Source organism: Sulfuriferula plumbiphila (assembly GCF_009938015.1).
Lineage (GTDB): Bacteria > Pseudomonadota > Gammaproteobacteria > Burkholderiales > Sulfuriferulaceae > Sulfuriferula > Sulfuriferula plumbiphila.
In genome coordinates, this window is the sequence record NZ_AP021884.1 from 1,312,125 (window position 1) to 1,337,449 (window position 25,325).

Below are 25,325 nucleotides of genomic sequence, written 5' to 3' on the forward strand. Positions count from 1 at the left end.
TGACATTGCCTGCCATCCGTCAAGCGAGATACTGAACTATAACTTCCAGGAGAAACCACCATGTCTATTTCCATGTATCTGGCATCAGTCCCGCCCATTCTCCGTGCGTTGACTAACTTGCGGGCGGTTCTCGAGAAAGCCGCCGCACACGCCGAGGCCAGGAAGATCGACCCCTCGGTTCTGGTCAACGCACGTCTCTATCCGGACATGCTCCCACTCTCGCGTCAAGTCCGGATTGCAACAGACAACGCCAAGGGCGCCGCTTCGCGCCTTGCAGGTAGGGAGCCACCGAAGTATGAAGACAACGAATCCACCTTTCCGGAACTGGTGGCACGTATCGACAAGACGATTGCCTTGCTTGAAACGTTCAAGCCTGAGCAAATAGATGGTTCTGAGGATAAAACCATTTCGCTGCCTATGCACGACAGGACGCTCACCTTTAAGGGTATGCCCTACTTGCTCGATTACGTGCTCCCCAATATCTATTTCCATGTCACAACTGCATACGCCATTCTGCGGCATAACGGCGTGGAAATCGGCAAACAGGATTTCTTGGGCAAGATTTCCTAACGCATCACGTGGCTATAGAAATTACTCTACATGGCTGCTACGCGGAGTTAGCCACAATTGCTCAAAGTCCTGATGGGGTGATTACGAATGCGTAAACGATTGACTGCTACTGTTCAGCAAGCCCCGTTGCCTTCGGAGCAGGACTGGTTGAATACTGAGGATTTTGCAGAGGTGGAACTTACCTCGGAAGACGCCGAGTACCCCATTGAGCTTGCTTTGCTGCCAGGTAGAGGCCCGGGCTGGCGCGCCGCAGAACCAGGAAAGCAGGCGATTAGGCTTTTCCTTGAGCATCCGCAACTGATCCGCCGGATCAGACTGAGTTTCGTGGAATCCGTCATCGCGCGTACGCAGGAGTATGTCCTGCGCTGGTCTGCCGATGGCGGGCAATCGTTCCGAGAGGTGGTGCGTCAGCAGTGGAACTTCAGCCCCACGGGGGCAACCTCGCAGACGGAAGATTATCACGTCGAACTTGCCGGGCTCACGGTGCTTGAACTGTGCATTACCCCGGATATAAGCGGCGCAAATGTCTATGCCTATGCCTCCCTTGCGCAGCTGCGGATCGCCTAATTGGTAAAGTTCCGTTCTGACACTGCCTGTCCAACTGGCTCAGTTCGATCCACTCCCGACATTCAGGCATTTTCTGGCCGGATCAATTATGCAGGCCAAGACCGTCCGTCTCCAATGACGATACTTGTGGTGAATATCGGGAAACGACCAAGTCAATTGATAGCCAACATAAGATGGAAACTGGTTTGTCATATCCGCATTCTTTAGACCGTGGCCAGTTGAAAAGCGTGGATGGTTGTACTTGTCGAAATTATAAAATCCACTGAGACTCGCGCCCGAGTTCAGTAACCGGAGGCCGCAACAGTAAAGAAACCCGGTTTTAGAATTCCAAGCACCCTCAACTAGAAATAATCCCCGCATCTTTCGCCGCAAGGCTGCCTACGGCTGACCAGTCGAGATGATCACCGCCATGAGCCATGAGTTTCAGGAAACGATCGCGCAAAATGCTGGCAAAAGGCAGGGGCACCTTTAACTCTTCTGCTGCAGCCAGAACCAGTCGCATATCTTTTTGACCCAGATGAGCGGCAAACCCGGCGGGCTCAAAATGGCGATCAGCGATCATGGCGCCATAGTTCTTGTACAGAGGAATATTGAACAGGCTGGAGGTCAGCAGATCGAGATACTGGTGCCGATCCACGCCTCCTTTTTCCACCAGAGCCATGGCCTCACCCAGCGACTCGATCACCGTAGCGATCAGGAAATTGCCACTCAACTTCACCAGATTGGCCTTTTCAGGATCATCCGACACGATGAAAGTACGCTGGCCCAGAATGTCCAACAACGGTTGGATCTTTGTGATGAGTTCAGGTTTGCCCGACGCGACCATGAAAAGCTTACCTGCTGCGGCTGCATCCGGCCTGCCGAATACGGGAGCAGCAATAAAACCCTGCTGTTTTTCAGCGTGGGCATGAGCAAGCTGTGCCGATAAAGCGACGCTCACCGTGCTGCAGGAGACGTGTATGGCCCCGGGCTTGAGATGTTCCAGAATCCCTGAAGGGCCCAGTGCCACCTCACTCAGTGCGGTATCATTTGCCAGCATGGTAAAAACCACATCGGCATCGCAAACTTCAGCGATAGTTGTCGCCGCTTTTGCACCTTGAGCAATCAGCGGCTGCAGGCGTTCAGCAGACCGATTGTATACGCTAAGGTCGTATCCTGCCTGACACAGGCGGGAGGCCATGCCTGCGCCCATTTTCCCCAGCCCGATAAATCCCGTTTTCACCGTTCTTCTCCTAAAATTAAAACTGCTGCTTTCTATAAGTTCGCCATATTGATGACGAAACGATATTTCACATCACTCTTGATCATCCGTTCGTAGGCGGTGTTGATGTAGTCCATGTTGATGAGTTCAATATCCGAGACAATGCCGTGTTGGGCACAAAAGTCGAGCATCTCCTGCGTTTCGCGAATTCCTCCTATCAGGGATCCGGCCAGCTGGCGGCGCTTGAAAATGAGGTTGAACACATTAGGAGAAGGATGCGGCTCTGCCGGAGCACCTACCAGCGTCATGGTGCCATCGAGCTTGAGGAGTTGCAGATAGGCATCCAGGTTATGGGGAGCCGCGACTGTATTCAGAATAAAATCGAACTGGTTGGCGTGAGCTGCCATTTGCTCTGGGTCCGTGGAGATGCATACCTCGTCGGCGCCTAGCTGTTTGCCATCCTTGATTTTGCCGGGGGAGGTGGTAAACAGCACCACATAGGCCCCCATGGCGTGGGCGATTTTGACGCCCATGTGCCCGAGCCCGCCGAGACCGACTATTCCCACCTTCTTGCCTGGGCCCACTTTCCAATGTCGCAGCGGCGAGTAAGTGGTGATGCCCGCACACAGAAGCGGCGCCACACTTGCCAAATCCTTCTCGTCATGCTGGATGCGCAGAACAAAGGATTCCTTGACGACTATGGTCTGGGAATAACCACCGAAAGTATTCTCACCGCCAAAGACCGGACCATTGTAGGTACCCGTAAAACCGCTTTCGCAATACTGTTCTTCGCCCTCATCACAAGGATGACAATGCCCGCAACTATCGACCATACAACCCACACCTGCCAGGTCGCCCACCTTAAAACCCTTTACCTTATCTCCCACGGCGACCACTCGACCGACGATTTCATGGCCTGGCACGGAAGGGTACAGTGTGTTTGCCCACTCGTTGCGGGCCGTATGCAGGTCAGAATGGCAGACACCGCAAAACAGGATGTCGATCTGTACGTCTTCGGGGCCGGGATGACGGCGATGGATTTCAAAAGGGGTCAGTGGACTCGATGGACTGTGTGCAGCGTATGCTTTGCTTTTAATCATTTTGAGTTTCTCCAGGCTAACATCATTCATTTGTACGATAAAGAACACATCAAGCGGCAGTGCCGCTCCAAGAGACCGAGCAAGATTGGGAGCAGGATCAGTCTATCCCATAAGGAACACAAGCAAAGGCCATACGCCTCACAGAAAATTCGGAAGTATGGCCGCAATCTTTATCTACTCTCAGGCATAGGGCGTTTAGCTATAGTTCCCAATGAAAACATGAAAAGAATTTGAGAGTGTTTCTAATCGATCACTGGCTATGCGACCGGCCGCTCCTGTTTAAGGGTTGTCCGACACCTGCCCTCAGCCGCAGAACTATCCGGACTCGGCAGAGCTCACTGGGCAGGCGTCGGACAAGCCTCGGGGGAGGAAACCACGGGATGGTTCGTGGTGGTCAATCAGGCTACAAACTAGGGGGATTTGAAGGGCCGCACGCCGGCTTGACGTGGCGATCAGATGGATCAGCCGGACGGCGACATCGCTCAGGTACCCGGTGCCGGAGCTGATGCGCCAGATTTTTTGGTGTCGCGCCGGGCTGGGAACGGCGTTATCGCAGCGTAAGGCAAAGCCTCCCGTATCGGCTCTGGCCGCTGGAGCGTTGGCTGGCGGTTTGAGTATCGAAAAGCGCCTGTGCTCATGGTGTGCCTCGATGCCCGGGTGGTGTGCGGATCGGTTGTTCGCGCGCAAAGGTATGACGATGATCATCGCCGCACCACTGTCCGGGCAGACGAAGGTTGCTGGATGGATTCGGGCGGCGCATCAGCACCATTGGGTGCCGCAGCGGCGCCGGGTGCTGCGTGCAGCAGCTCACGTGCCCGCGCGAGGTTATCGCGGTGCCCGCGATTGGTGACCAGCCCTGAGTAGCGGATGCGGTGAAAGCCGCTGGACAGAACGTGCAACAGAAACTGGAAAATGGGATTTTCTATAACGTCAACGTATCTGGTGTGGGTTTTGGCCGAGCATGCCGGGCGTAATCAGGGTAATGCCGTTTTCGGTCACATAAAAACGCCGTTCGTCCTCCTTGCGGTCCACCCCCACCACCAGGCGCTCGGGTATCTTGCAGTCCTTGTCGATCACGCAGCGGCGCAGGCAGGCATGTCGGCCAATGTCGACGTTGGGCAGCACCACGGCGTCTTCCACCGTGGCGAAACTGTGGACCTGGACATTGGAAAACAACACCGAGCGGCGCACCGTGGCGCCGCTGATAAGACAGCCACCCGATACCATACTTTCGAGCGCCACGCCACGCCGCTCTTCATCATCGAACACGAATTTGGCGGGGGGAAGCTGTTCCTGGTGGGTCCAGATCGGCCATTGCCTGTCGTACAGATTGAGTTCCGGCGTGATGTTGGCCAGATCCAGATTGGCCGCCCAATAGGCATCCACCGTACCCACATCGCGCCAGTAGGGCTCGCTGCCCGGCAGGCTGCCGATGCAACTGTCCTTGAAGCTGTGCGCGTAGACGCGGTAGCGATCGATCAGGTGCGGAATGATGTTTTTGCCGAAATCGTGTTCGGAAGCGGGATCATCCGCGTCGCGAATCAGCTGTTCGTAGAGGAAGCGGGCGTTGAACACATACACGCCCATGGACACCAGCACGCGCTCCGGGTTGCCGGGCAGGGTGCTGGGGTTATCCGGCTTTTCGGCAAAACCCACCACGCGCTCATCGGCGTCCACGGTCATCACGCCAAACGCGCGCGCGTCTTCAATCGGCACCTCGATACACGCCACCGTCATGTCGGCCTCGTGGCGCACGTGGCATGCCAGCATTTCGCCGTAGTCCATTTTGTAGATGTGATCGCCCGCCAGTATCAGCACATAATCGGGTTCGTAATTACGCACAATATCCATGTTCTGGAACACCGCATCTGCGGTACCCTTGTACCAGTCCAGCTCGGAAACGCGCTGCTGCGCAGGCAACAGTTCAATGAACTCGTTGAACTCGCCGCGCAAGAACCCCCAGCCGCGCTGGATATGCTTGATCATCGAGTGCGCCTTGTACTGCGTCAGCACGCCCACGCGACGGATACCGGAATTGAGGCAATTGGAGAGCGGAAAATCGATGATGCGGAACTTGCCGCCAAACGGCACGGCGGGCTTGGCGCGCCAGTCAGTTAATTGTTTGAGTCGGGAACCGCGGCCACCGGCAAGAATCAGCGCGACGGTATTCTTGGTGAGGAGGCTGACGAAGCGCGGCAAATATTTTTGCACGGCAGGCTCCTTTTTTTTGGTGGTATAGTTAATTTCAATATAGCGTAGCAAACCGAGCGAGTGCGAATCATCGACCGATTTTTCTCCAGCATTGAGATGAAAATCCGAGCAGCTTTTCCGTTAGATTTTTTACGAAGATGAGGTTTTTCGATTCGTCCATCAGGCCGCGAATACGGCTGGGATGAATTTTGTGTATGCCGACTGACGGACTGTTATTGGCACATCTGAGCCATTCACTCACAAAACTCGATGATGAAGCTTATTTTGATATTCGCCTGATCAAGCAGACGCCCCTGCCGCGATGGCGAGGGCGTGACTGGATTCCGCATGCTGTACTGCCTGTGCGCCATCCCATTGTGGCGATACCCAGCCGTTCAAATTGGCCAGCGCAAGTTCGCCCAGCGCGGCGATCCACTCCGGGCGTTCGTTGAGTGCCGGGATATAGTGGAAGTCGCCGCCGCCGGCAGTGAGAAATTCCTGTTTGACCTCCATGGCGATTTCCTGCAGGGTTTCCAGGCAGTCGGAGACGAAGCCGGGGCATACCACGTCCACCCGTTTTGTGTGGACGCGGCCCAGTTCTTCGAGGGTGGCGGCAGTGTAGGGTTTGATCCACTCGGCGCGGCCGAAGCGCGACTGGAAGGTGACCCGGTACTGTTCCTTGGCAAGCCCGAGCGCCTCGGCCAGCAGGCGTGCGGTTTTCTGGCATTCGCAATGGTAGGGATCGCCCTTGTCGAGGCTGTAGCGCGGCACGCCGTGGAAACTCATCACCAGCATTTCGGGGCGGCCGTTGCGCATCCAGTAGTCGCGCACATTGGCAGCCAGCGCGGCGATGTAGCCGGGATCGTCGTGATAATGCCGGACGGTGCGCAAGGCGGGCTGGTTGCGTTTTGCCAGCAAAATGCGATACACCGCATCGAACGCGGTGGCGGTGCTGCTGGCGGCGTATTGCGGGTACATCGGCAGCGCCAGGATGCGGTCACAGCCTTGCCCGCCGAGGCGATCCATGGCATCGGCCACGGAGGGATTGCCGTAGCGCATGGCGTACTCCACCACCAGGGGCGATTTAATGCGCTCGCCCAGCCAGCCCTTGAGCAGTTTGGCCTGTTTTTCGGTGTGAAAGCGCAGCGGCGAGCCTTCGCTGGTCCAGATGCTGGCATATTTTGCGGCGGATTTTTTCGGGCGGATGTTGAGGATCACGCCGTTCAGGATCAGCCACCAGATGGCGCGCGGGATTTCCACCACGCGCGGGTCGGACAGGAACTCTTTCAGATACGTCCTGAGCGCCGGTTTGGTGGGAGCGTCGGGGGTGCCCAGGTTGATCAGCAGGATGCCGGTTTTGGCAATGTTGCCATGAGTATGGGCAGGTTCGGTCAGATATTTCGGCATGGGATCAGGACATCAGAAAACGATGGCAGCCGCCATCAATGAAAGGACAAGGCGCTGGAGAGCAGCTTGGCGGTGATGTCCACAATCGGGATGATGCGCTCGTAGGCCATGCGGGTGGGGCCGACCACGCCCAGGGTGCCGACGATTTCGCCGTTGACTTTGTAGGGGGCGGTGACCACGCTGCAGCCGTCCAGCGGCGCCACTTCGGATTCGCCGCCGATGAATATCTGTACTCCGTGGGCGCGCTGGCTGATGTCCAGCAATTGCATCAGCGAGGTTTTTTGTTCGAACATGTCGAACAGTTTGCGCAGCCGCTCCATGTTGGAGGACAGCTCATTGACCTTGAGCAGATTGTGTCCGCCGGACATGACCAGATCGTCGCGGTTGGGGGCGAGCGCCGCGCTGCCGGCAGTCAGTGCCAGATTCATCAGGCCGTTGATGTCCTGGTGCAGTTGCTGCAGTTCGTCCTGCATCAGGCGGCGCACGTCGGCAAAGGTTTTGCCGGCGTAATTCTGATTGAGGAAGTTGGCCGCGCGGGTGAGTTCCGATGGGGTGTAGGCCCGGTCGGTGAGCAATACCCGGTTCTGCACTTCGCCTTCCGCGGTGATGATAATGAGCAGGATGCGTTTTTCCGACAGGCTGATAAATTCAAGCTGGCGGAATGCCGTGCTGCGCCGTCCCGGTACCATTACCACCCCGGCGAAGCGGGTCAGGTCGGACAGCAGCTGGGAGGCGTTCGCGGCCAGCCGCTGCGGGTCGTCTGTGTGCAGCTGTTCCTCCAGCTGGCTCATTTCCATACTGTTGAGCGGCTGGATGGTGAGCAGCGTATCCACGAAAAAACGATAACCCAACGCCGTTGGGACGCGCCCGGCCGAAGTGTGCGGGCTGGTCACCAGGCCCATGTCTTCCAGATCCGCCATGACGTTGCGGATGGAAGCCGGGCTCAAGTCCAGCGCGGAATACTTGGACAGCGTGCGCGAGCCTACCGGCTGGCCTTCCGCAACATAGCGTTCGACCAGGGTTTTGAGCAGAATTTGAGCGCGTTCAGTCAGCATGATTGGCGATTGTACAAGGGAGCCCCGGATAATTCATCATTTGATCAAATACATAATAATGCGAAAAAACATGAATTCAATTCAATTTTCCCCGTATTCTCTGCGGTTGAGCACTTTTCCCGTATTAACGGCTCTACCATGCATTGCATTAGACAAGCAAAATCAAGATGGAGTGCTACCATCCTGAATTTGAAATTTGAGCCGCTAGCCGTATCGAAATCCATTCCCCCATCCTTGAACGCGATCAACGGAAAATAATCTGTGAACACGCCCACTCAGCCCGCACCCGCTTCCACGCCTCCCCCCACGCAGCATGACCGGCGCCGGTTTCGCGGCGCTCTGATAGTGGCCGGTTTGGCCATCGTCGTCGGGCTGGTGGTGTGGGGGGCGAGACACAATAGCGTTGCCCAGCATGCTTCTACAGATAAAAAGCGCGGCGCCAGCGGGCCGATACCGGTTACTGCCGCCATTGCCCGCATCCAGCCGGTTCCAGTGTGGCTCACTGCACTCGGTACGGTCACGCCGCGCAGCTATGTGAACGTGATGCCGCGCGTGAGCGGCCTGCTGCAAAGCGTACATTACCGCGAAGGCCAGATGGTCAAGGCCGGACAATTGCTCGCCCAGATCGATCCGCGACCGTTCCGGATCGCAGTAGAGCAGGCACAAGGGGTGGTCATGCGCGACCAGGCGCAGCTTGACGGCGCCAGGCTCGACCTGACCCGTTATCAAACCCTGCAGGCGCAGGATTCGATTGCCCATCAGCAGGTGGATGACCAGAAAGCGCTGGTGGCGCAATATACGGCGACGCTGGCCGCCGACCGCGCGGCACTGGACAACGCCAGGCTGCAACTCGCTTATACCCGCATCATCGCGCCGGTATCCGGCCTGGCCGGGCTGCGTCCGGTGGACGCCGGCAACATGGTCAACACCAGCGGCGCCATCGGCGCAGGTGCGCAATCGGCCAGCGGCACTGCTGTGGGCGGCAGCGCCACCCCCATCGTCACCCTGGCGCAGGTGCAACCGGTGACCGTAACCTTTGCCATCCCCCAGCAGCAAATCGGCCCGGTGCTGCAACACCTGTACGCCGGCAAAGCGCCCCTCGTGGAGGCCTGGGATGCGCGCAACAGCGCGCGACTCGCCAGCGGCAAGCTGCTGGCCGCCGACAACCAGATCAGCACCGCGACCGGCACACTCAACCTCAAGGCTGAATTCGCCAACCAGGCGTTGACGCTCTATCCCAACCAGTTCGTCAATGTGCGGCTGCGCGTGGCCACACTCGATAAGGCAGTGGTCGTGCCTTCATCCGCGGTGGCGGTGGGGGTGCCCGGCACCTATGTGTATGTGGTGGACGCGGATGGCAAAGTGGCGGTGCGCAAAGTCACAGCCGGCGTCAGCGATGCCGGGCTGACCGTGATCGCGTCCGGCCTGCAGGCCGGTGAAAAAGTCGTGACCGATGGGCTGGACCGGCTGCGTGCGGGTGGCGCGGTGCGCATCGTGGCGGCACACACCGGAGACAACACCAACGCAGGTCAAGCCAGGGGCAGGCACGGTGCCGGTCAGCAAGGTGCAGGCCAGGGCAGGACACCGTGAGCACGCCGCCCACCGGCGATGCGCTGGCGGCAGCGGCTGAGCGCCCGAGCACGTCGCGGCTGTTTATTCTGCGGCCTGTCGCCACCACACTGCTGATGCTGGCGGTGCTGGTGGCCGGGTTTATCGGCTACCGGCTGCTGCCGCAGGCGGCGCTGCCCGAAGTGGATTACCCCACCATCCAGGTCACCACGTTCTATCCCGGTGCCAGCCCGGAGGTGATGACCTCCTCGGTCACCGCGCCGCTCGAGCGCCAGTTCGGCCAGATGCCGGGGCTGGCGCAGATGTGGTCGGTCAGTTCCGGTGGCGCTTCCGTCATCACCCTGCGCTTCGATCTGTTGCTGCCGCTGGACGTGGCCGAGCAGGAGGTGCAGGCGGCGATGAATGCGGCCGGCAGCTTTCTGCCCAATGACCTGCCGTCGCCGCCGGTATACGCCAAGATCAATCCGGCCGACGCGCCGGTGATCACGCTGGGCGTGACCTCCGCCACCCTGCCGCTGACCCGGCTCTATGACCTGGCCGACACGCGCCTGTCGCAAAAGCTGTCGCAAGTGCCGGGGGTGGGCATGGTCACCCTGTCAGGCGGGCACAGGCCGGCGCTGCGCGTCGCAGTGAATGCGCGTGCGCTGGCCGCGCTGGGCTTGAGCCTGGACAATATCCGCAGCGCGATTGGCGGCGCCAACGTCAACACCCCCAAAGGCAGCATCGACGGGCCGCAGCGCGCGTTTACCATCGACGCCAACGACCAGTTGCAGTCGCCCGAGGCGTATCGCGACATGATCATTGCCTACCAGAAGGGTGCGCCGGTGCGTCTGGGCGACGTGGCCACGGTGGAGCAGGCGCCTGAAAATGCCTGGCAGGCCGCGTGGGTCAACGGCAGGCCGGGCATTGTGCTGAATGTGCAACGCCAGCCTGGCGCCAATGTGATCCAGGTGGTCGATCGCATTCACGAGCTGCTGTCCGGTTTGCAGCAAGGCCTGCCCGGTGCCGCGCAGCTGACGGTGCTGTCCGACCGCACCGTGACCATACGCGCGGCGATTGCCGACGTGCAATTCGAGCTGCTGCTGGCGGTGGGGCTGGTGGTGGCGGTGATTTTTGTTTTCCTGCGCAGCGCGCGCGCCACCTTCATTCCGGCCACGGCGGTGCCGCTGGCGCTGCTGGGCACCTTCGGCGTGATGTACCTGGCGGGCTATTCCGTCAACACGCTGACCCTGATGGCGCTGACCATCGCCACCGGCTTTGTGGTGGACGACGCGATTGTGATGATCGAGAACATCGCGCGCTACATCGAGGCCGGCGAGCCGCCGCTGCAGGCCGCGCTTAAGGGTGCGGGCCAGATCGGCTTCACCATCATCTCGCTGACCTTCTCGCTGATCGCCGTGCTCATCCCGCTGTTGTTCATGGGCGATGTGGTAGGCCAGTTGTTCCGCGAATTCGCCATCACGCTGGCGGTGGCCATCGTGATTTCCGCCGCGGTGTCGCTGACTTTCACGCCCATGCTCAGTGCGCGCATGCTGCGCCATGTTCCGGAGGAAAAACAGGGACGTTTTTCCCGCGCCAGCGGGCGTGCCTTCGAGCGTCTGGCCGACGGCTATTCGCGCGCCCTGGTGTGGGTGCTGCGCCACCAGCCTGCGGTGCTGGGCGCAGCGCTGCTCACCCTGCTGGTGACGGTGGCGTTGTACGTGGCGATCCCCAAGGGGTTTTTCCCGGTGCAGGATAGCGGGCTGATCCAGGGCATCACCGCCGCGCCGCAAGATGTTTCGTTCAGCGCCATGGGGCGGCGCCAGGCGGCGCTGGTGGAAGCGCTGGCGCAGGATCCGGCGGTGCAGAGCATCTCGTCCATCGTCGGCATTGACGGCACCAACACCACCCTGAACAACGGCCGCCTGCTGATCAGCCTCAAGCCCCTGAATCAACGCGCCGAGCGCGTCGGGACTATCATCGCCGGCTTGCAGCATCGTGCGGCGCAGGTGGACGGCATCGAATTATTCATGCAGCCGGTGCAGGATCTCAGCATCGACGATCTGGTCAGCCGTTATCCCTACCAGTTCAGCCTTTCAGCCACCAGCGCCGAACAGCTCGCGCAATCCACCCATACTCTGATGGAGCAACTGCGCAAGCTGCCGCAACTGGCCGGGGTGACCACCGACCTGCAAGACCATGGCCTGCAAGCCTATGTGGACATCGACCGCGACGCCGCCGCGCGCCTGGGCATCACCATGAGCGCCATCGACAGCGCGCTCTACAGTGCCTTCGGCCAGCGCCTGGTGTCCACCATCTTCACCCAGTCCGCACAATATCGCGTCGTGCTGCAGGCCGCATCCACCGAGGCGCCCGGGCTGGCGGCATTCAACAATATTTATATCGGCACCAGCGGCGGCCAGACGGTGCCGCTGGCGGCCATCGCCCATATCGAGCAGCGCACCACGGCGCTGGCCATCGACCATCTCGGTCAGTTCCCGGCCGCGCTGGTGTCGTTCCAGCCTGCGCCGGGCGCGTCCCTGGGCGCGGCGGTGAGCGCCATCCAGGATGCGGCGCAGCAGGCCGGGCTGCCCGCTTCGGTAGCCATCAGTTTCCAGGGGGCGGCGGCAGCCTTCCAGGCCGCGCTGTCCAACCAGCTGTGGCTGCTGCTGGCCGCGGTAGGCACGATGTACATCGTGCTGGGCGTGCTGTATGAAAGCTACATCCATCCCATCACCATTCTGTCCACGCTGCCGTCGGCGGGCATTGGCGCCTTGCTGGCGTTGATGTTCAGCGGCCACAACCTGACCGTGATCGCCATCATCGGCATCATTCTGCTGATCGGCATCGTGCAGAAAAACGCCATTCTGATGGTGGACTTTGCGCTCGATGCGCAGCGCCGCCAGGGACTGAATGCGCCTGACGCCATCTTGCAGGCGGCACGTTTGCGCTTGCGGCCGATCCTGATGACGACGTTTGCCGCGCTGTTCGGCGCGGTGCCGCTGGTGGTGGGAGGAGGCATGGGTGCCGAGCTGCGCCAGCCGCTGGGCATCACGCTGGTGGGCGGCCTGTTGCTGTCGCAATTGCTGACGCTGTTCACCACGCCGGTGATTTATCTGGCGTTCGACCGGCTGGCGACGCGCTGGGAGAACTGGCGCATACGGCGTTTCGGCAGTGCCGCCAGCGCTGCCCCCGAGGAGGGTGGCGGGTGAATCTGTCCGCCCCCTTTATTCGCCGCCCGGTGGCCACCACGCTGCTGGCGCTGGCGGTATTGCTGGCCGGCATCATGGCGTTTCGCCTGCTGCCGGTCGCGCCATTGCCGCAGGTGGATTTTCCCACCATCACGGTACAGGCCAGTATGGCGGGCGCCAGCCCGGACGTGATGGCCGCCACCGTGGCTACCCCGCTGGAGCGCTCGCTGGGGCGCATTGCCGGCATTACCCAGATGACCTCGTCGAGCTCGCTCGGCTCCACCCGTGTCATCCTGCAGTTTGATCTGGCGAAGAATATCAACAGCGCGGCGCGCGAGGTGCAGGCCGCGCTCAACGCAGCCCGTACGCTGTTGCCTGGCGGGCTCACCGGCAACCCGACCTATCGCAAGGTGAACCCGGCCGACGCGCCCATCATGATTATCTCGCTCACCTCCGCCAGCCTGACGCGCGGACAGATGTACGACGCCGCCTCGACCCTGCTGGGGCAGAAGATTTCGCAGCTGTCCGGCATCGGTCAGGTGACGGTAGGCGGTTCGGCGTTGCCGGCGGTGCGCGTGGAGCTGGATGTGCCGCAGCTCAACGGCATCGGCGTGGCGCTGGAACAGGTGCGCCAGGCGATCGCCAGCGCCAATGTGAATGCGCCCAGGGGCGTGGTGGAAGACAGTGAACAGCGCTGGCAGGTCGGCGCCAATGATCAGTTGTCCACAGTGGAACAATATCAGCGCCTGATCGTCGCTTATAAAAACGGCGCGCCAGTCCCTCTGAATCAAGTTGCCCGCGTCTACGAAGGGACACAAAACGCGCGCAACATGGGATTGTCCAATGGCGATCCCTCGGTGCAGATCATCATCTTTCGCCAGCCCGGCGCCAACATCATCGATACGGTGGAAGGCGTGAAGGCGGCGCTGCCCGGACTGGAAGCGTCGATCCCGGCCGCCATCCAGGTGCGCATCATGTTGGACCGCACCACCACGATCCGTGCTTCGTTGAAGGAGGTGGAAAACACCCTGATCCTGTCGGTGCTACTGGTGGTGGCCGTCGTGTGGCTGTTCCTGCGCGACTGGCGCGCCACGCTGATCCCCAGCATTGCCGTGCCGTTGTCGCTGATCGGTACCTTCGCCGCCATGTGGCTGCTCGATTACAGCCTGGACAATCTGTCGCTGATGGCGCTGATCGTGGCGACCGGCTTTGTCGTGGACGACGCCATCGTAGTCCTGGAAAACATCATGCGCCATGTCGAAGCCGGCATGCGTCCCATGGCGGCATCCCTGCTGGGTGCGCGCGAAATGGGTTTCACCGTACTGTCGATGAGCCTGTCGCTGGTCGCGGTGTTCATTCCGGTACTGTTCATGGGCGGCATCATCGGCCGGCTGTTTCACGAATTCGCCGTCACCCTCACCATCGCCATCGCCATCTCGCTGCTGGTGTCGCTGACGGTGACGCCGATGCTGGCAGCGCGCTGGCTGCGTCCGCATGCGCCGCCGACGGATGGACAGCCGCTGCACCGCCCGGCACTGGCGCGCGGCTGGGATGCGGTAGTGCGCGGCTACGCGCGCAGCCTGGACGGGGCACTGGCCCACCCCAGGCTGATGCTGCTGGTGTTTTTTTCCACCATCGCGCTCAACGTCTATCTGTACACCATCGTGCCCAAGGGCTTTTTCCCGACCCAGGATACGGGACTCCTGGTGAGCAATGTGCAAGCCGATCAGTCGGTGTCGTTTCAGGACATGAGTGTCAAGCTCACGCGCATCGTCGCCATCGTGCGCAAAAACCCGGGCGTGGAAAACGTCGTGGCCTTTACCGGCGGGGGCTCAACCAACAGCGCCTTCATGTTCATGACGCTCAAGCCGGAAAGCCAGCGTGCAGGCGTGATGACCATCATGCAACAGTTGCGCATGAACCTGTCCAAAGTGCCCGGTGCCCGGGTGTCGATGTTCCCCGTGCAAGACATCCGTGCCGGCGGGCGTCCCTCGACCGGGCTATACGAATACACCCTGCAGGCCAGCGACCTGGATGCGCTGCGCTTATGGGAGCCCAGGGTGCTTGCAGCGTTCCGCGGGATTGCCGGGCTCAGCGATGTCGATACCGATCAGCAAAGCAGCGGGCTGCAGCTGAAGCTGGTCATCGACCGCGCCGCGGCGGCACGCTACGCTATCCCTGTGAGCCTGATCGATCAGACGCTGAACGACGCCTTCGGCCAGCGTCTGGTGTCGACCATTTATGCCCCGCTGAACCAGTACCGCGTAGTGATGGAAGCCGCGCCACAGTACCAGCAGCAACAGTCGGCGCTGGACGATATTTATGTGATCAGCGCCAGCGGCCAGCGCGTGCCGCTGTCTGCATTGGCCCATTATGAGCTCGGCAACACGCCGCTGACGGTCAACCACCAGGGGCTGTTCGCCGCCTCGACCATTTCGTTCAATCTCGACAAAGGCGTGTCGCTGTCGCAGGCACAGGCAAAAATCGACCAGACGCTGGCGGAAATCGGCCTGCCCAGCGAAATTCACGGCGGTTTTCAGGGCACCGCGCAACTCTTCTCCGACACGCTGAAAAACCAGCCGCTGTACCTGATGGCTGCGCTGCTGGCCATCTACATCGTGCTGGGCATGCTGTACGAAAGCACCATCCATCCGCTGACCATTCTGTCCACCCTGCCGCCAGCCGGCGTGGGCGCGGTGCTGGCGTTGCTGCTGGCCGGTTCCGAATTCAGCATCATCGCGCTGATCGGCGTGTTCCTGCTGATTGGCATCGTCAAGAAAAACGCCATTTTAATGATCGACTTTGCCCTGCAGGCCGAACGCGAACAGGGCCTGGAACCGCGTGCAGCCATCCGCCTGGCGGCCACATTGCGCCTGCGCCCGATTCTGATGACGACGCTGGCGGCGCTGTTTACCGCACTGCCGCTGGCCTTCATCACCGGCAACGGCGCGGAGTTGCGCCAGCCACTGGGCATCTCGATTGCCGGCGGACTGATTTTCAGCCAGTTGCTCACCCTCTACACGACGCCGGTGATTTATCTGGAACTCGACCGCCTGCGCCTGTGGAGCCTGAGCCGCTGGCAGCGTCTCTTTCCACGTTCCTTGCCTACCTGAACTGCCTCTTTCATGACTGCACATCCAGCCGACTTGTCCTGTCTCCCGAACCCGCGCCGCATGGTGCTGACGGCGCTGCTGCTATGCGCCGGTCTGGGCGCGTGCAGCACCACGCCGCCGCAGCCGCCGGTCAAGCTCGGCGTGCCGGCCGCCTTTGCCGAGAGCCAGGGCTGGATGCCCGCCCGCCCGCAAGATGCCGCACCGCGCGGTGCGTGGTGGCAGGTATACAACGACGCGCTACTCGATCAGCTTGAACAGCAGGTGGCGCAAGCCAACCAGAGCCTGCAGGCGGCGCTGGCCGCCTACGACCAGGCCACGGCGCTGACCGCCGCCAGTCGCGCCCAGTTTTATCCGACGCTGGGCGCCAGCCTGTCTGCCAGCCGCTCGAAAAGCGGCACCCTCTTCTCAACCGGACAAACCAATTCTCAGTCGGTGCCGAGCAACACGTTTAGCGCGGGGCTCACTGCCAGCTGGGTACCGGACCTGTGGGGCCAGGTGCGCCAGCAGGTGGCCGCCAGCGAGGCGTCGGCGCAGGCCAGCGCCGCCACGCTGCAAGCCACGCTGCTTTCCCTGCAAGCCACGCTGGCGCAAACCTATCTGCAATTGCGCGTGACCGACGCGCAAATCGGCCTGGCCGGGCAAACCGTGGCGGCTTATCAAAAGGCATTACAGTTGACCGAAAACCGCTATCGCGCCGGCGTGGTATCCGCTGCCGATGTGGCGCAGGCGCGCACCCAGTTGCTGGGTGCCCAGGTGACGCACACGGATCTGGGCGTCACGCGCGCCCAGCAGCAACATGCGATTGCCGTGCTGGTGGGCGTGCCGCCCGCCCAATTCAGTCTTGCGGCAGTGGACATGCGCCCCGCGGTGCCTGAGATTCCGGCCGGCGTGCCGGCACAGCTACTGCAGCGCCGTCCCGACCTGGCGGCAGCCGAGCGCAAGGTGGCGCAGGCCAATGCCCAGATCGGCGTGGCGCAGGCTGCGTGGTTTCCGGCGCTGACGCTGTCGGCGCAGACCGGCAGCCGGGTGTCGCATCTGGCGGATTTGTTCAGTGCGCCGAGCCTGTTCTGGTCGCTTGGGCCCACCCTGGCGCTCACGCTTTTCGACGCCGGTGCGCGCAGCGCGCAAGTCGCCAGTGCCGAGGCCGGTTACCGCCAGACCGTGGCCAATTACCGGCAGACCGTGCTCACCGCCTTCCAGCAAGCCGAGGACAACCTGGCCGCGCAACGTATCCTGAGCGAGGAGGCGGCGCTACAGCGGCAAACCGTGCAAGCGGCTGAAACCTCGCTGCGTCTGGCAGAGAACCAGTACAAGGCAGGGACGGTTCCCTACCTCAATGTGATCACCGCGCAAGCCACGGCCAGCAGCGCGCAAAATGCCGAACTCGGCCTGCTCGGCCGTCGCCTGACCGCCAGTGTGCTGCTCATCCAGGCGCTGGGCGGGGGCTGGGGCGGCGATACACCTGCACTGGGTAGTGCGCCGGTTCGCAGCGAGTGAAGCGCGTGGCGTGGACGCTAGTGGTCTGCTTTCGAAATACCGGAACATGAAACGGCGTCTTTTCCCGCATGGCGGCGTTGCTCGTCGTTGCCATAGTCCGTGCTATGTCGCCTCCTCGCGCCTTGCCCTGTGAAAAAATCCATCCGTTTCATTTTGTCCCCCTATTTCGAAAGCAGACCACCAGCGAGACGGTGGCTGCCTGCATCAGGCAGGGTTTTCCAGTCGCGCCCCATTCAGTGATCCAGCCCCTGGCAGCCTCACGCTGTCTTTTTTCCATGTCGTTGTTATACGGGCGCTGCAGGGGTAGTCTCCTGCAGAGACCAAGGATGCCAGGCGTTGATGTGTCGTCTGTATGGTTATGCGATGCCGGACGTGATGGGCTGCATCAAGGGCAAGCGTGCGACAGCGATTACCCGCAGGTTTGTGATAGGGCTGGGAACTCCACCGGAGAGGTGTTTTGGGCCAGAGGCTGCCTTGGGTCCATGGTGGGGCCGGATGAGCAACTGGCCAGGGTGTACATTCGCAACCCGGAACAATGAACGTCATGACCAGATGAAACTGGGCGCGCAGCCCCGCCTTGGCCGGCTTACGGGTTAATGGCGCCTTTGAGGCGCTCACCCAATAACCCCCCCGGCTTTGTCGCGTTCTGAACCCTAGCGTTTGTTGGTGTCGTCTTTGTTGTAAGCGCTAATCGGCGGAGTAGGCAGGGTCGCCCCCACGGCGATATAGGCATAACCCTTGTTTTGCCAGTAGGTCAGTGCATAGGGTCCGGCCGGGATGACGGTGACAAACCCGTCCAAATCCTCGGGTTTGAAACCCAGTGCGGCGGCGTCATTCTTGCATACCTCGAACCTGACCCCCTGTTGGGAAAAACTGGCGGCCCGGTCAACGATGTCTTTATATTTGGAATAGTTTTTCTTTGCCCAAAGCACCACTTCCGGGCCATGGGAAACAATGACGACCTTGATTGGGTCAATTTCATGGGGACCGTAATCCTCAGTTGCCTTTAGCAAGGCTGCGACATTGTTGAATACAAAGCCCACACTCTTCGGATCCTGAAAATTGAAATCCCACACGGCTTTGAGTTGTTTTAGCTGATTGATGTCAGCATAGCTGCTGAATTTCGCTGTGCCATAGGGAGCGGTGACCTTTTCCCCTTCGCCGAACGCCATGCCAGAAATACCCACCAAGGCAATGAAGGCAGCCCTTTTTATCAAGTCAGCGTAGGTCATCATTGTCTCCGTTTCAAATAGGGTGAAATGAAAAAATCAGCCAGAGGCCTGGCGCACCGAATTTACTTTACGCCCAAGGCGTTTGTCAACGTGGTTGTCGCGTCACCTCAGCTTACCTGCTTTAATGGTTCCATCTGAATCTGATCCACGTTCAGCCAAACTTCATCCTTCCAATTTCCAGTTTCGCGTTTGCCCTGAACAAAGCTGGGGGTTCCTGCTCCTGGCGCCGGTATAAACCTGTCAATTCGTGTTGATCGCAATTACAGAAACCGGATACCCATTATTTTGGGTTTGGCTGATCCACAGATAATCTGTTGCTGCAACGGTATATCAATGCACAAAGGGCGTCGCTATAATTCCGCCCATGTCTGAAATCTTTCAAACCATCGCCCTGGTGGGCAAATACGACAGTCCGGAAATCGGTGAGGCGCTGTTGCGCCTGGCAGATTTTCTGCGCGGCCGCGGCCATGACGTGTTGATTGCGCGCAACACCGCAGAGCATATCGGCAGCGCCATTTACCCGATTGCCGAGCTGGCCGAGATCGGCTCGCGTGCGGATCTGGCGGTGGTGCTGGGGGGCGACGGCACCATGCTGTCCATCGCGCGCATGCTGATGAAAGACGACATCCCCCTGATGGGGGTCAACCAGGGACATCTGGGTTTCCTCACCGATGTGCCGGTGGAAGCGATGTTCGAAAGCATGGCCGCCATTCTGGATGGCGAGTATGTTGCCGAGCAACGCCTGCTGCTCAATGCCGGTATTGTGCGCGATGGCGAGGAGATTTTCGCCGCCTGCGCCTTCAATGATGTGGTGGTGAGCAAGGCCAGTAGCGGGCGGCTGATTGAATTCGAAGTTTTCATTGACGGCGATTTTGTCTATCGCCAGCGCTCCGACGGCCTGATCATTGCCACGCCCACCGGCTCCACCGCGTATGCCCTGTCAGCAGGCGGACCGATCCTGCACCCTACGCTGGAAGCCTTCGTGCTGGTGCCCATCTGCGCGCATACCCTGTCGGCCAGGCCGATTGCGGTGAATAGCCGGTCTGCAGTTGAGCTGCGCCTGATTGTGGCAGGCGATGCGCGCGTCTATTTTGACGGCCAGCGCCATTTCGATGTGCAGGTCGGCGACCGCATCATGGTCAGTCGTGCACCCAAAACCCTGCGCCTGCTGCATCCCAAAAATTACAGCTACTACTTTACGCTCAGGCATAAGTTGCACTGGGGTACCCAACTCTAAAATGCTGCGCCAACTCAGCCTGCGTGACTTCGTTATCGTGGACGCGCTCGATATTGAATTCGAGCCGGGTTTCACCGTGCTCACCGGCGAGACCGGCGCGGGTAAATCCATCCTGGTGGACGCGCTGGCGCTGGCGCTGGGCGAACGTGGCGACGCCAGTGTAGTGCGCGAGGGTGCGCTGCGCGCCGAGATCAGCGCCGAGTTCGATTGCAGCGGTTTGCCCGGCCTGCAGGACTGGCTGGCCGAGAGCGCGCTGGACGACGATGCCACCTGCCTGTTGCGCCGGGTGGTAGACAGCAACGGACGCTCACGCTGCTTTATCAATGGCCGCAGCGTCACCGCGCAGCAGTTGCGCGAGGCAGGCGAGTTTCTGGTTGACATCCACGGCCAGCACGCGCACCAGTCGCTGCTCAAAACGGCCGCCCAGCGTGATCTGCTCGACAGCTACGGCGGCTTGCAGCCCCTGGTGCGGCAAGTTGCCGACGCCTATCGCCACTGGCGCGATCTGCACGACCGGCTCAGCGCGTTGCGTGACAACAGCAGCGGGCTCGACGCCGAGCGCGAGCGCCTGCACTGGCTGGTCACCGATATGGACACGCTGCAATTTACGCAGGCGGGCTGGGACGAGCTGCAGGCTGAACACCGCCGCCTGGCCAATGCCGCCAGCCTGATGGAGGGCGTGGGCCTGGCGCTGGATGTGCTATCTGAAGGAGAAACCGCTGCCGAACAGCAAATCAGCGCGGTGAGCGCGCGGCTGGCGAGCCTGGCGGATTACGATAGTGACCTGCAACCGGCGCGTGAGCTGGTGGAATCCGCAGCGCTGCAGTTACAGGAAGCCACGCACAGCCTGCGCCGCTATCTGGATCACCTGGAAGCCGACCCGGCACGCTTGAATGAGGTCGAGGCACGCATCGAACAGGTGCTCGATACGGCACGCAAATATCGCGTCAAAGCGGAACAATTGCCCGACCTGCTGGCCAGCGCGCAAACCCGGCTCAGCGAACTCGGCGCGACCGCCGACCCGGCGGCGCTGGAACAGGCTGCCCGTGGCGCGCGCGAACAGTGGCTCGCCCACGCAGCTAAACTCAGCACGGAGCGCACCAGGGCCGCCGGCAAACTGGCAGCCAGCGTGAGCCTGTCTATGCAGCAGCTGGCGCTGGCCGGCGGCACATTTGAGATTGGCCTGACGCCCCTGGCCGAGGGCAATGCGCACGGCCTGGAACAGGTCGAGTTCATGGTCGCGCCGCACCCCGGCACAGCGCCTAAAGCCCTGGCCAAGGTGGCCTCGGGCGGCGAGCTGTCGCGCATCAGTCTGGCGCTGCAGACCGCGGTCAGCCAGGTGGCGGGCGTGCCTACCCTGATCTTCGACGAAGTGGACGTGGGCATCGGCGGCGGGGTGGCGGAAATCGTTGGCACGCTGCTCAAAAATCTGGCCGGCAGCCGTCAGGTATTGTGCATCACACACCTGCCGCAGGTGGCCGCGTGTGGCCAGCAGCATCTGCAAGTCAGCAAGGCAGCGCGCGACGGCGGCGTGGTGAGCCACATCACCGCGCTCGATGCGTCCGCACGCGTGGATGAAATCGCCCGCATGCTGGGCGGCGTCACCATCACCGAAACCACACGCAAGCACGCGGCGGAAATGTTGAATAGTTAGCCCGCTGGCTATTGGGGGAATGACCATGCGCACGACGCCTGCGACTGCGCAGCGCTTTGCCGAGGCGCTGCACACAGCCGCCCATGCCTGGAAGCTGGCACTGGATCGCCGCCTCAAACCCCTGGGGCTGAGCCGTGCCACGTGAATCGCGCCGATCGCCGCGCCAAACGCATCGAGGTGAGCGCGGCGGGGCTGGTGGTGTGCGGGCAGATTCGTCAGGTGGCGGCAGAGCTGCGCGCAGTCATTCTGGCGGATGTGGCAGGTGAGGATATCGACCGCGCCCTGGCTTTGCTCGAGCACATCCGTACCCAGGCAGAGGCACAGTGATGAATGCCACGAAAAATCCCTGATTGCCGTCACCGTGCTGGCGCTGCTGGCGGGCGGCGGCTGGTACTGGAATGCCGCGATTGTGCCAGTTGCCAGCCAGGTATCCGGGCGGTAAGCACTTATCTGCGCTATTCGACGCGCGTCAGCTGGGCGGAGCTACGCCAGTACATCACGCCCTACAATAATCACGCGCAGCAGGTTCTGGCGCCGCTGCACCTGGCCATGCCGGGTGGCGGGGCCGGGGTATTGGGACAGGCGGTGCAACGCCAGGCCAGTGTGCAGGGCTTCGTCTGTACTTTCTGGCTGATTGCGCTGAGTTTTGTAATGCTGTTGCCGTTGCTGCTGTTGATCAGATCGGTCAAGGGCCACAAACCTGCCATGCTGGTCGCGGAATAGGCTTATCTGGGTTTGTGCGGACACGCGCTCTTAGTGCAATCCGCGTAAATATGCAGCGAGTGGTCGTGGATGGTAAAACCGCGCTGCGCGGCGACTTTTTTCTGGCGGCGCTCGATTTCCTCGTCGAAAAATTCTTCCACGCGCCCGCACTGCAGGCATACCAGGTGGTCGTGATGGCCGCCGCTGTTGAGCTCGTACACCGCCTTGTCGCTGTCGAAATGATGGCGGATCAGCAGTCCGGCCTGCTCGAACTGGGTCAGCACCCGGTAAACCGTGGCGAGTCCGATGTCAATGTCTTCGGCAATCAGCAGGCGGTACACTTCTTCAGCGCTGAGGTGGCGTTTAGTCGAGCCTTCGAACAGGTCGAGGATTTTCAGCCGGGGCAGGGTGGCTTTGAGGCCGATGCTTTTCAGATCGCTGGGGTCGCTCATGATGTGGGGAGTGTCTCGTGCGGGTTATCTGAGCTATCATAGTGCCTTTATTTTGTTGCTTTGCAAATACCAGACTAAAATATGCGCGCCCTGATCCTGATTTTCGCAGCCTGCCTTGGACTGGCCGGTTGCAAAAGCATGCCGTCCTTCTCCGTGCCGTCGCTGGCACCCTACAAAATCGATATCCAGCAAGGCAACTACGTGGATCGCGAGACCGCAGCCAAGCTCAAGCCCGGCATGACCCGCGCGCAGGTGCGCTTCATCATGGGCACGCCGCTGGTGACGGACATGTTCCACAGCGGACGCTGGGATTATGTCTATATCGATAACAAAGCCGGGAAGCTGGTCGCGAAACGGCGCGTGGCCGTGTATTTTGACGGCGACGTGGCGCAGCGTATTGTCGAGGTGATGGATGACGGCAAGGAAGTCGATATCAAGGCCGCTCCTCCCGCAGCTGAAACCGCGCCCGCCGGGGTGAACGCGCCCGCTGCTGCGGAACCGGCCGACAGTACCGTTCCAGCCCCCCCCCAGCCAGCTGCGGGTAGCAAATGAGCGCTGCTGCACCGATTAAAATTGTCATCGCGGGCAGTTCCGGGCGTATGGGCCGGGCGCTGCTGGAAGCCGTCGCGCAGGCAGCCGACTGTGTGCTGCATGGTGCGCTGGAACGCACTGGCAGTCCGTATCTTGGCCGCGATGCGGGCGTGCTGGGCGGATCAGCTCAAGTCATGATTAGCGACGACCTGGCAACTACCCTGGCCGGGGCCGATGCGCTGATTGATTTCACCCGCCCCGAAGGCACGCTGCAACACCTGGCGCTATGCCGCAAGCTGGGCGTGAACATCGTTATCGGCACGACCGGTTTCTCTGCCGAGCAAAAACAGGCGATTGCCGACGCCGGGCACGACATTGGCGTGGTATTCGCCCCCAATATGAGCGTGGGCGTGAACCTCACCTTCAAGCTGCTGGAAATCGCTGCCACAGTGCTCAACGAGGGCTATGACATCGAGATCATTGAAGCGCATCATCGCCACAAGGTGGACGCCCCATCCGGCACGGCGCTGCGCATGGGCGAGGTGGTGGCCGGGGCGCTCGGCCGGGATCTGGCGGAATGCGCGGTGTATGGCCGCGAAGGCGTGACCGGCGAGCGCCAGCCTTCCACCATCGGTTTTGCCACGGTACGCGGTGGCGATATCGTCGGCGACCACACGGTGATGTTCGCCGGCATAGGCGAGCGCGTGGAGATTACCCACAAGGCATCCAGCCGCATGACCTTCGCCCAGGGCGCGCTGCGCGCCGCGCGTTTCCTGTCGATTAGCCCCGCCGGGCAGTATGATATGCAGGACGTGCTCGGCCTGCGCTGAACTCGCGTTGAGTTCGGGGGCGTTTTCGGCTAAAATGGGGCCTATATTTCAGAGGCGGGCGGGTGAAAACTCAGCCCGCCTCTTTGTGTAAGTCTCATACCGGAGTACTCCCTTGCCGCACGCTCAACCCGCCATTCTGGTGCTTGCCGATGGTTCAGTCTTTCGCGGCGTAGCCATTGGTGCACCAGGCATTACTGTGGGCGAGGTGGTGTTCAACACCGCCATGACCGGCTATCAGGAAATCCTGACCGACCCGTCCTACGCGCGCCAGATCGTCACACTCACCTATCCTCATATCGGCAATACCGGCGTCAACGCGGAAGATGTGGAAGCGGCAAAGGTGCACGCCGCCGGCCTGGTGATACGCGATTTGCCGCTGTTGGCCAGCAACTTCCGCTGCACCTTATCCCTGTCCGATTATCTTGTTGCGGAAAATGTCGTTGCAATCGCCGACATCGACACGCGTCGTCTCACCCGCATCCTGCGTGAGACCGGTGCGCAGTCAGGTTGCATCATGGCGGGTGAGGTGGATGAGGCCGAGGCGCTGGCGCAGGCACGCAGTTTTCCTGGCCTGGCCGGGATGGATCTTGCCAAGGTGGTGAGTTGTAGCGCCGCCTACCCCTGGGAGGAAGGCGAATGGCAGTTGGGCAAAGGCTACGCCAGGCCAGACAGCATGCCGTTCCACGTCGTGGCCTTCGATTATGGCATCAAGCGCAATATCCTGCGCATGTTGGCCGAACGCGGCTGCAAGCTGACTGTGCTGCCCGCGCAGGCCAGCGCGCAAGATGCCCTGGCGCTCAGGCCGGACGGCATTTTCCTGTCCAACGGTCCGGGCGATCCTGAGCCGTGTGATTACGCCATTGCCGCCCTCAGCGAACTGGTGACAACCGGCATCCCGATTTTCGGGATTTGTCTGGGTCACCAGTTGCTGGCGCTGGCTTCCGGCGCCAGGACCATCAAGATGAAATTCGGCCACCACGGCGCCAACCATCCGGTAAAGGACCTCGACACGGGGCGCGTGGCAATTACCAGCCAGAACCACGGTTTTGCGGTGGATGCCGACTCGCTTCCCGCCAGCCTGCGTGTGACCCATGTTTCCCTGTTCGACGGTTCGCTGCAGGGTTTTGCCCGCACCGATGTACCGGCGTTCAGCTTCCAGGGCCACCCCGAAGCCAGCCCTGGCCCCCATGACGTCGGTTATCTGTTCGACCGCTTCGTGGCCATGATGCAGAAAGCCCACCGTTAAGC

General features: G+C 61.0%; 21 protein-coding genes. 13 read left to right on the forward strand and 8 right to left on the reverse strand.

Annotation, left to right across the window (positions count from 1 at the left end; translation table 11 throughout):
* Window positions 1-60 precede the first annotated feature (60 nt).
* On the forward strand, window positions 61-570 hold the full coding sequence (locus GZH91_RS06935) for a DUF1993 domain-containing protein (protein WP_147074599.1): 510 nt from the start codon (window positions 61-63) through the stop codon (window positions 568-570).
* Window positions 571-657: 87 nt separating this feature from the next.
* On the forward strand, window positions 658-1,137 hold the full coding sequence (locus tag GZH91_RS06940) for a carbohydrate-binding protein (protein WP_147074598.1): 480 nt from the start codon (window positions 658-660) through the stop codon (window positions 1,135-1,137).
* Between the two features lie 337 nt (window positions 1,138-1,474).
* On the opposite strand, the gene GZH91_RS06945 is transcribed toward GZH91_RS06940, so the two are convergent.
* From GZH91_RS06945 to hrcA, 6 genes are all read right to left on the reverse strand, one after another.
* On the reverse strand, window positions 1,475-2,359 hold the full coding sequence (locus GZH91_RS06945; RefSeq protein WP_147074597.1) for an NAD(P)-dependent oxidoreductase: 885 nt from the start codon (window positions 2,357-2,359) through the stop codon (window positions 1,475-1,477).
* A gap of 32 nt (window positions 2,360-2,391) precedes the next feature.
* The gene (locus tag GZH91_RS06950) at window positions 2,392-3,438 is read right to left on the reverse strand and encodes an NAD(P)-dependent alcohol dehydrogenase (RefSeq protein WP_147074613.1); all 1,047 of its coding nucleotides are present in this window, start codon (window positions 3,436-3,438) and stop codon (window positions 2,392-2,394) included.
* A gap of 701 nt (window positions 3,439-4,139) precedes the next feature.
* Entirely contained in the window at window positions 4,140-4,337 is a 198-nt protein-coding gene (locus tag GZH91_RS06955) for a hypothetical protein (protein WP_161984201.1), read from the reverse strand.
* A gap of 31 nt (window positions 4,338-4,368) precedes the next feature.
* Window positions 4,369-5,649, reverse strand: coding sequence for a glucose-1-phosphate adenylyltransferase (gene glgC / locus GZH91_RS06960; protein WP_161984202.1), 1,281 nt, complete (start codon window positions 5,647-5,649; stop codon window positions 4,369-4,371).
* A 279-nt stretch (window positions 5,650-5,928) separates the two neighbouring features.
* Entirely contained in the window at window positions 5,929-7,035 is a 1,107-nt protein-coding gene (gene hemH / locus GZH91_RS06965) for a ferrochelatase (protein WP_147072674.1), read from the reverse strand.
* Between the two features lie 35 nt (window positions 7,036-7,070).
* Complete coding sequence (gene hrcA, locus GZH91_RS06970; protein WP_147072672.1) at window positions 7,071-8,090, reverse strand: heat-inducible transcriptional repressor HrcA; 1,020 nt, start codon at window positions 8,088-8,090, stop codon at window positions 7,071-7,073.
* Window positions 8,091-8,351: 261 nt separating this feature from the next.
* Between hrcA and GZH91_RS06975 the strand changes: the two genes are divergently transcribed.
* From GZH91_RS06975 to GZH91_RS06990, 4 genes are read left to right on the forward strand one after another with little or no spacing between them, the layout of a single operon-like run.
* Window positions 8,352-9,680, forward strand: coding sequence for an efflux RND transporter periplasmic adaptor subunit (locus tag GZH91_RS06975; RefSeq protein WP_147072670.1), 1,329 nt, complete (start codon window positions 8,352-8,354; stop codon window positions 9,678-9,680).
* On the forward strand, window positions 9,677-12,850 hold the full coding sequence (locus GZH91_RS06980) for an MdtB/MuxB family multidrug efflux RND transporter permease subunit (protein WP_223264541.1): 3,174 nt from the start codon (window positions 9,677-9,679) through the stop codon (window positions 12,848-12,850). The genes GZH91_RS06975 and GZH91_RS06980 overlap by 4 nt, the downstream gene beginning before the upstream one ends.
* Window positions 12,847-15,942 carry an efflux RND transporter permease subunit gene (locus tag GZH91_RS06985; RefSeq protein ID WP_147072668.1) on the forward strand — a complete coding sequence of 1,032 codons (3,096 nt, stop codon included), beginning with the start codon at window positions 12,847-12,849 and terminating at the stop codon, window positions 15,940-15,942. Before GZH91_RS06980 ends, GZH91_RS06985 begins: the two co-directional genes overlap by 4 nt.
* 12 nt (window positions 15,943-15,954) lie before the next feature.
* Window positions 15,955-17,439 (forward strand): efflux transporter outer membrane subunit, encoded by a 1,485-nt coding sequence (locus tag GZH91_RS06990; RefSeq protein ID WP_198415426.1) that lies wholly within the window; start codon window positions 15,955-15,957, stop codon window positions 17,437-17,439.
* A gap of 653 nt (window positions 17,440-18,092) precedes the next feature.
* Here the strand turns inward: GZH91_RS06990 and GZH91_RS06995 are convergent.
* Window positions 18,093-18,671 carry a DsrE family protein gene (locus GZH91_RS06995; protein WP_170227442.1) on the reverse strand — a complete coding sequence of 193 codons (579 nt, stop codon included), beginning with the start codon at window positions 18,669-18,671 and terminating at the stop codon, window positions 18,093-18,095.
* A 364-nt stretch (window positions 18,672-19,035) separates the two neighbouring features.
* Between GZH91_RS06995 and GZH91_RS07000 the strand changes: the two genes are divergently transcribed.
* The 4 genes from GZH91_RS07000 to GZH91_RS07015 all read left to right on the forward strand — a co-directional run bounded on the left by GZH91_RS07000 (window position 19,036) and on the right by GZH91_RS07015 (window position 22,285).
* Window positions 19,036-19,908, forward strand: coding sequence for an NAD kinase (locus GZH91_RS07000; RefSeq protein ID WP_147072664.1), 873 nt, complete (start codon window positions 19,036-19,038; stop codon window positions 19,906-19,908).
* Window position 19,909: 1 nt separating this feature from the next.
* A complete protein-coding gene (gene recN, locus GZH91_RS07005; RefSeq protein ID WP_147072663.1) occupies window positions 19,910-21,562 on the forward strand; it encodes a DNA repair protein RecN in 1,653 nt (550 codons plus the stop codon).
* 141 nt (window positions 21,563-21,703) lie between these two features.
* The gene (locus tag GZH91_RS07010; RefSeq protein ID WP_147072661.1) at window positions 21,704-21,889 is read left to right on the forward strand and encodes a hypothetical protein; all 186 of its coding nucleotides are present in this window, start codon (window positions 21,704-21,706) and stop codon (window positions 21,887-21,889) included.
* A 3-nt stretch (window positions 21,890-21,892) separates the two neighbouring features.
* Window positions 21,893-22,285 (forward strand): hypothetical protein, encoded by a 393-nt coding sequence (locus tag GZH91_RS07015; protein WP_147072659.1) that lies wholly within the window; start codon window positions 21,893-21,895, stop codon window positions 22,283-22,285.
* 2 nt (window positions 22,286-22,287) lie between these two features.
* On the opposite strand, the gene fur is transcribed toward GZH91_RS07015, so the two are convergent.
* A complete protein-coding gene (fur, locus tag GZH91_RS07020) occupies window positions 22,288-22,716 on the reverse strand; it encodes a ferric iron uptake transcriptional regulator (RefSeq protein WP_147072656.1) in 429 nt (142 codons plus the stop codon).
* Between the two features lie 81 nt (window positions 22,717-22,797).
* On the opposite strand from fur, the gene GZH91_RS07025 reads away from it, so the two are divergent.
* From GZH91_RS07025 to carA, 3 genes are all read left to right on the forward strand, one after another.
* On the forward strand, window positions 22,798-23,268 hold the full coding sequence (locus GZH91_RS07025; RefSeq protein WP_147072655.1) for an outer membrane protein assembly factor BamE: 471 nt from the start codon (window positions 22,798-22,800) through the stop codon (window positions 23,266-23,268).
* Complete coding sequence (dapB, locus tag GZH91_RS07030) at window positions 23,265-24,077, forward strand: 4-hydroxy-tetrahydrodipicolinate reductase (protein ID WP_147072653.1); 813 nt, start codon at window positions 23,265-23,267, stop codon at window positions 24,075-24,077. The genes GZH91_RS07025 and dapB overlap by 4 nt, the downstream gene beginning before the upstream one ends.
* A gap of 112 nt (window positions 24,078-24,189) precedes the next feature.
* Window positions 24,190-25,323 carry a glutamine-hydrolyzing carbamoyl-phosphate synthase small subunit gene (gene carA / locus GZH91_RS07035; RefSeq protein ID WP_147072651.1) on the forward strand — a complete coding sequence of 378 codons (1,134 nt, stop codon included), beginning with the start codon at window positions 24,190-24,192 and terminating at the stop codon, window positions 25,321-25,323.
* The last annotated feature ends 2 nt before the right edge of the window (window positions 25,324-25,325 follow it).

Excerpts from the sequence above, each read along its gene's own strand:
- GZH91_RS06935 (WP_147074599.1), top strand. The coding sequence starts at position 61 with ATGTCTATTTCCATGTATCTGGCATCAGTCCCGCCCATTCTCCGTGCG.
- GZH91_RS06940 (WP_147074598.1), top strand. The coding sequence starts at position 658 with ATGCGTAAACGATTGACTGCTACTGTTCAGCAAGCCCCGTTGCCTTCG.
- GZH91_RS06950 (WP_147074613.1), bottom strand. The coding sequence starts at position 3,438 with ATGATTAAAAGCAAAGCATACGCTGCACACAGTCCATCGAGTCCACTG.
- hemH (WP_147072674.1), bottom strand. The coding sequence starts at position 7,035 with ATGCCGAAATATCTGACCGAACCTGCCCATACTCATGGCAACATTGCC.
- hrcA (WP_147072672.1), bottom strand. The coding sequence starts at position 8,090 with ATGCTGACTGAACGCGCTCAAATTCTGCTCAAAACCCTGGTCGAACGC.
- GZH91_RS06990 (WP_198415426.1), top strand. The coding sequence starts at position 15,955 with ATGACTGCACATCCAGCCGACTTGTCCTGTCTCCCGAACCCGCGCCGC.
- GZH91_RS06995 (WP_170227442.1), bottom strand. The coding sequence starts at position 18,671 with ATGACCTACGCTGACTTGATAAAAAGGGCTGCCTTCATTGCCTTGGTG.
- GZH91_RS07000 (WP_147072664.1), top strand. The coding sequence starts at position 19,036 with ATGTCTGAAATCTTTCAAACCATCGCCCTGGTGGGCAAATACGACAGT.
- recN (WP_147072663.1), top strand. The coding sequence starts at position 19,910 with ATGCTGCGCCAACTCAGCCTGCGTGACTTCGTTATCGTGGACGCGCTC.
- GZH91_RS07015 (WP_147072659.1), top strand. The coding sequence starts at position 21,893 with ATGCCACGAAAAATCCCTGATTGCCGTCACCGTGCTGGCGCTGCTGGC.
- fur (WP_147072656.1), bottom strand. The coding sequence starts at position 22,716 with ATGAGCGACCCCAGCGATCTGAAAAGCATCGGCCTCAAAGCCACCCTG.
- GZH91_RS07025 (WP_147072655.1), top strand. The coding sequence starts at position 22,798 with ATGCGCGCCCTGATCCTGATTTTCGCAGCCTGCCTTGGACTGGCCGGT.
- dapB (WP_147072653.1), top strand. The coding sequence starts at position 23,265 with ATGAGCGCTGCTGCACCGATTAAAATTGTCATCGCGGGCAGTTCCGGG.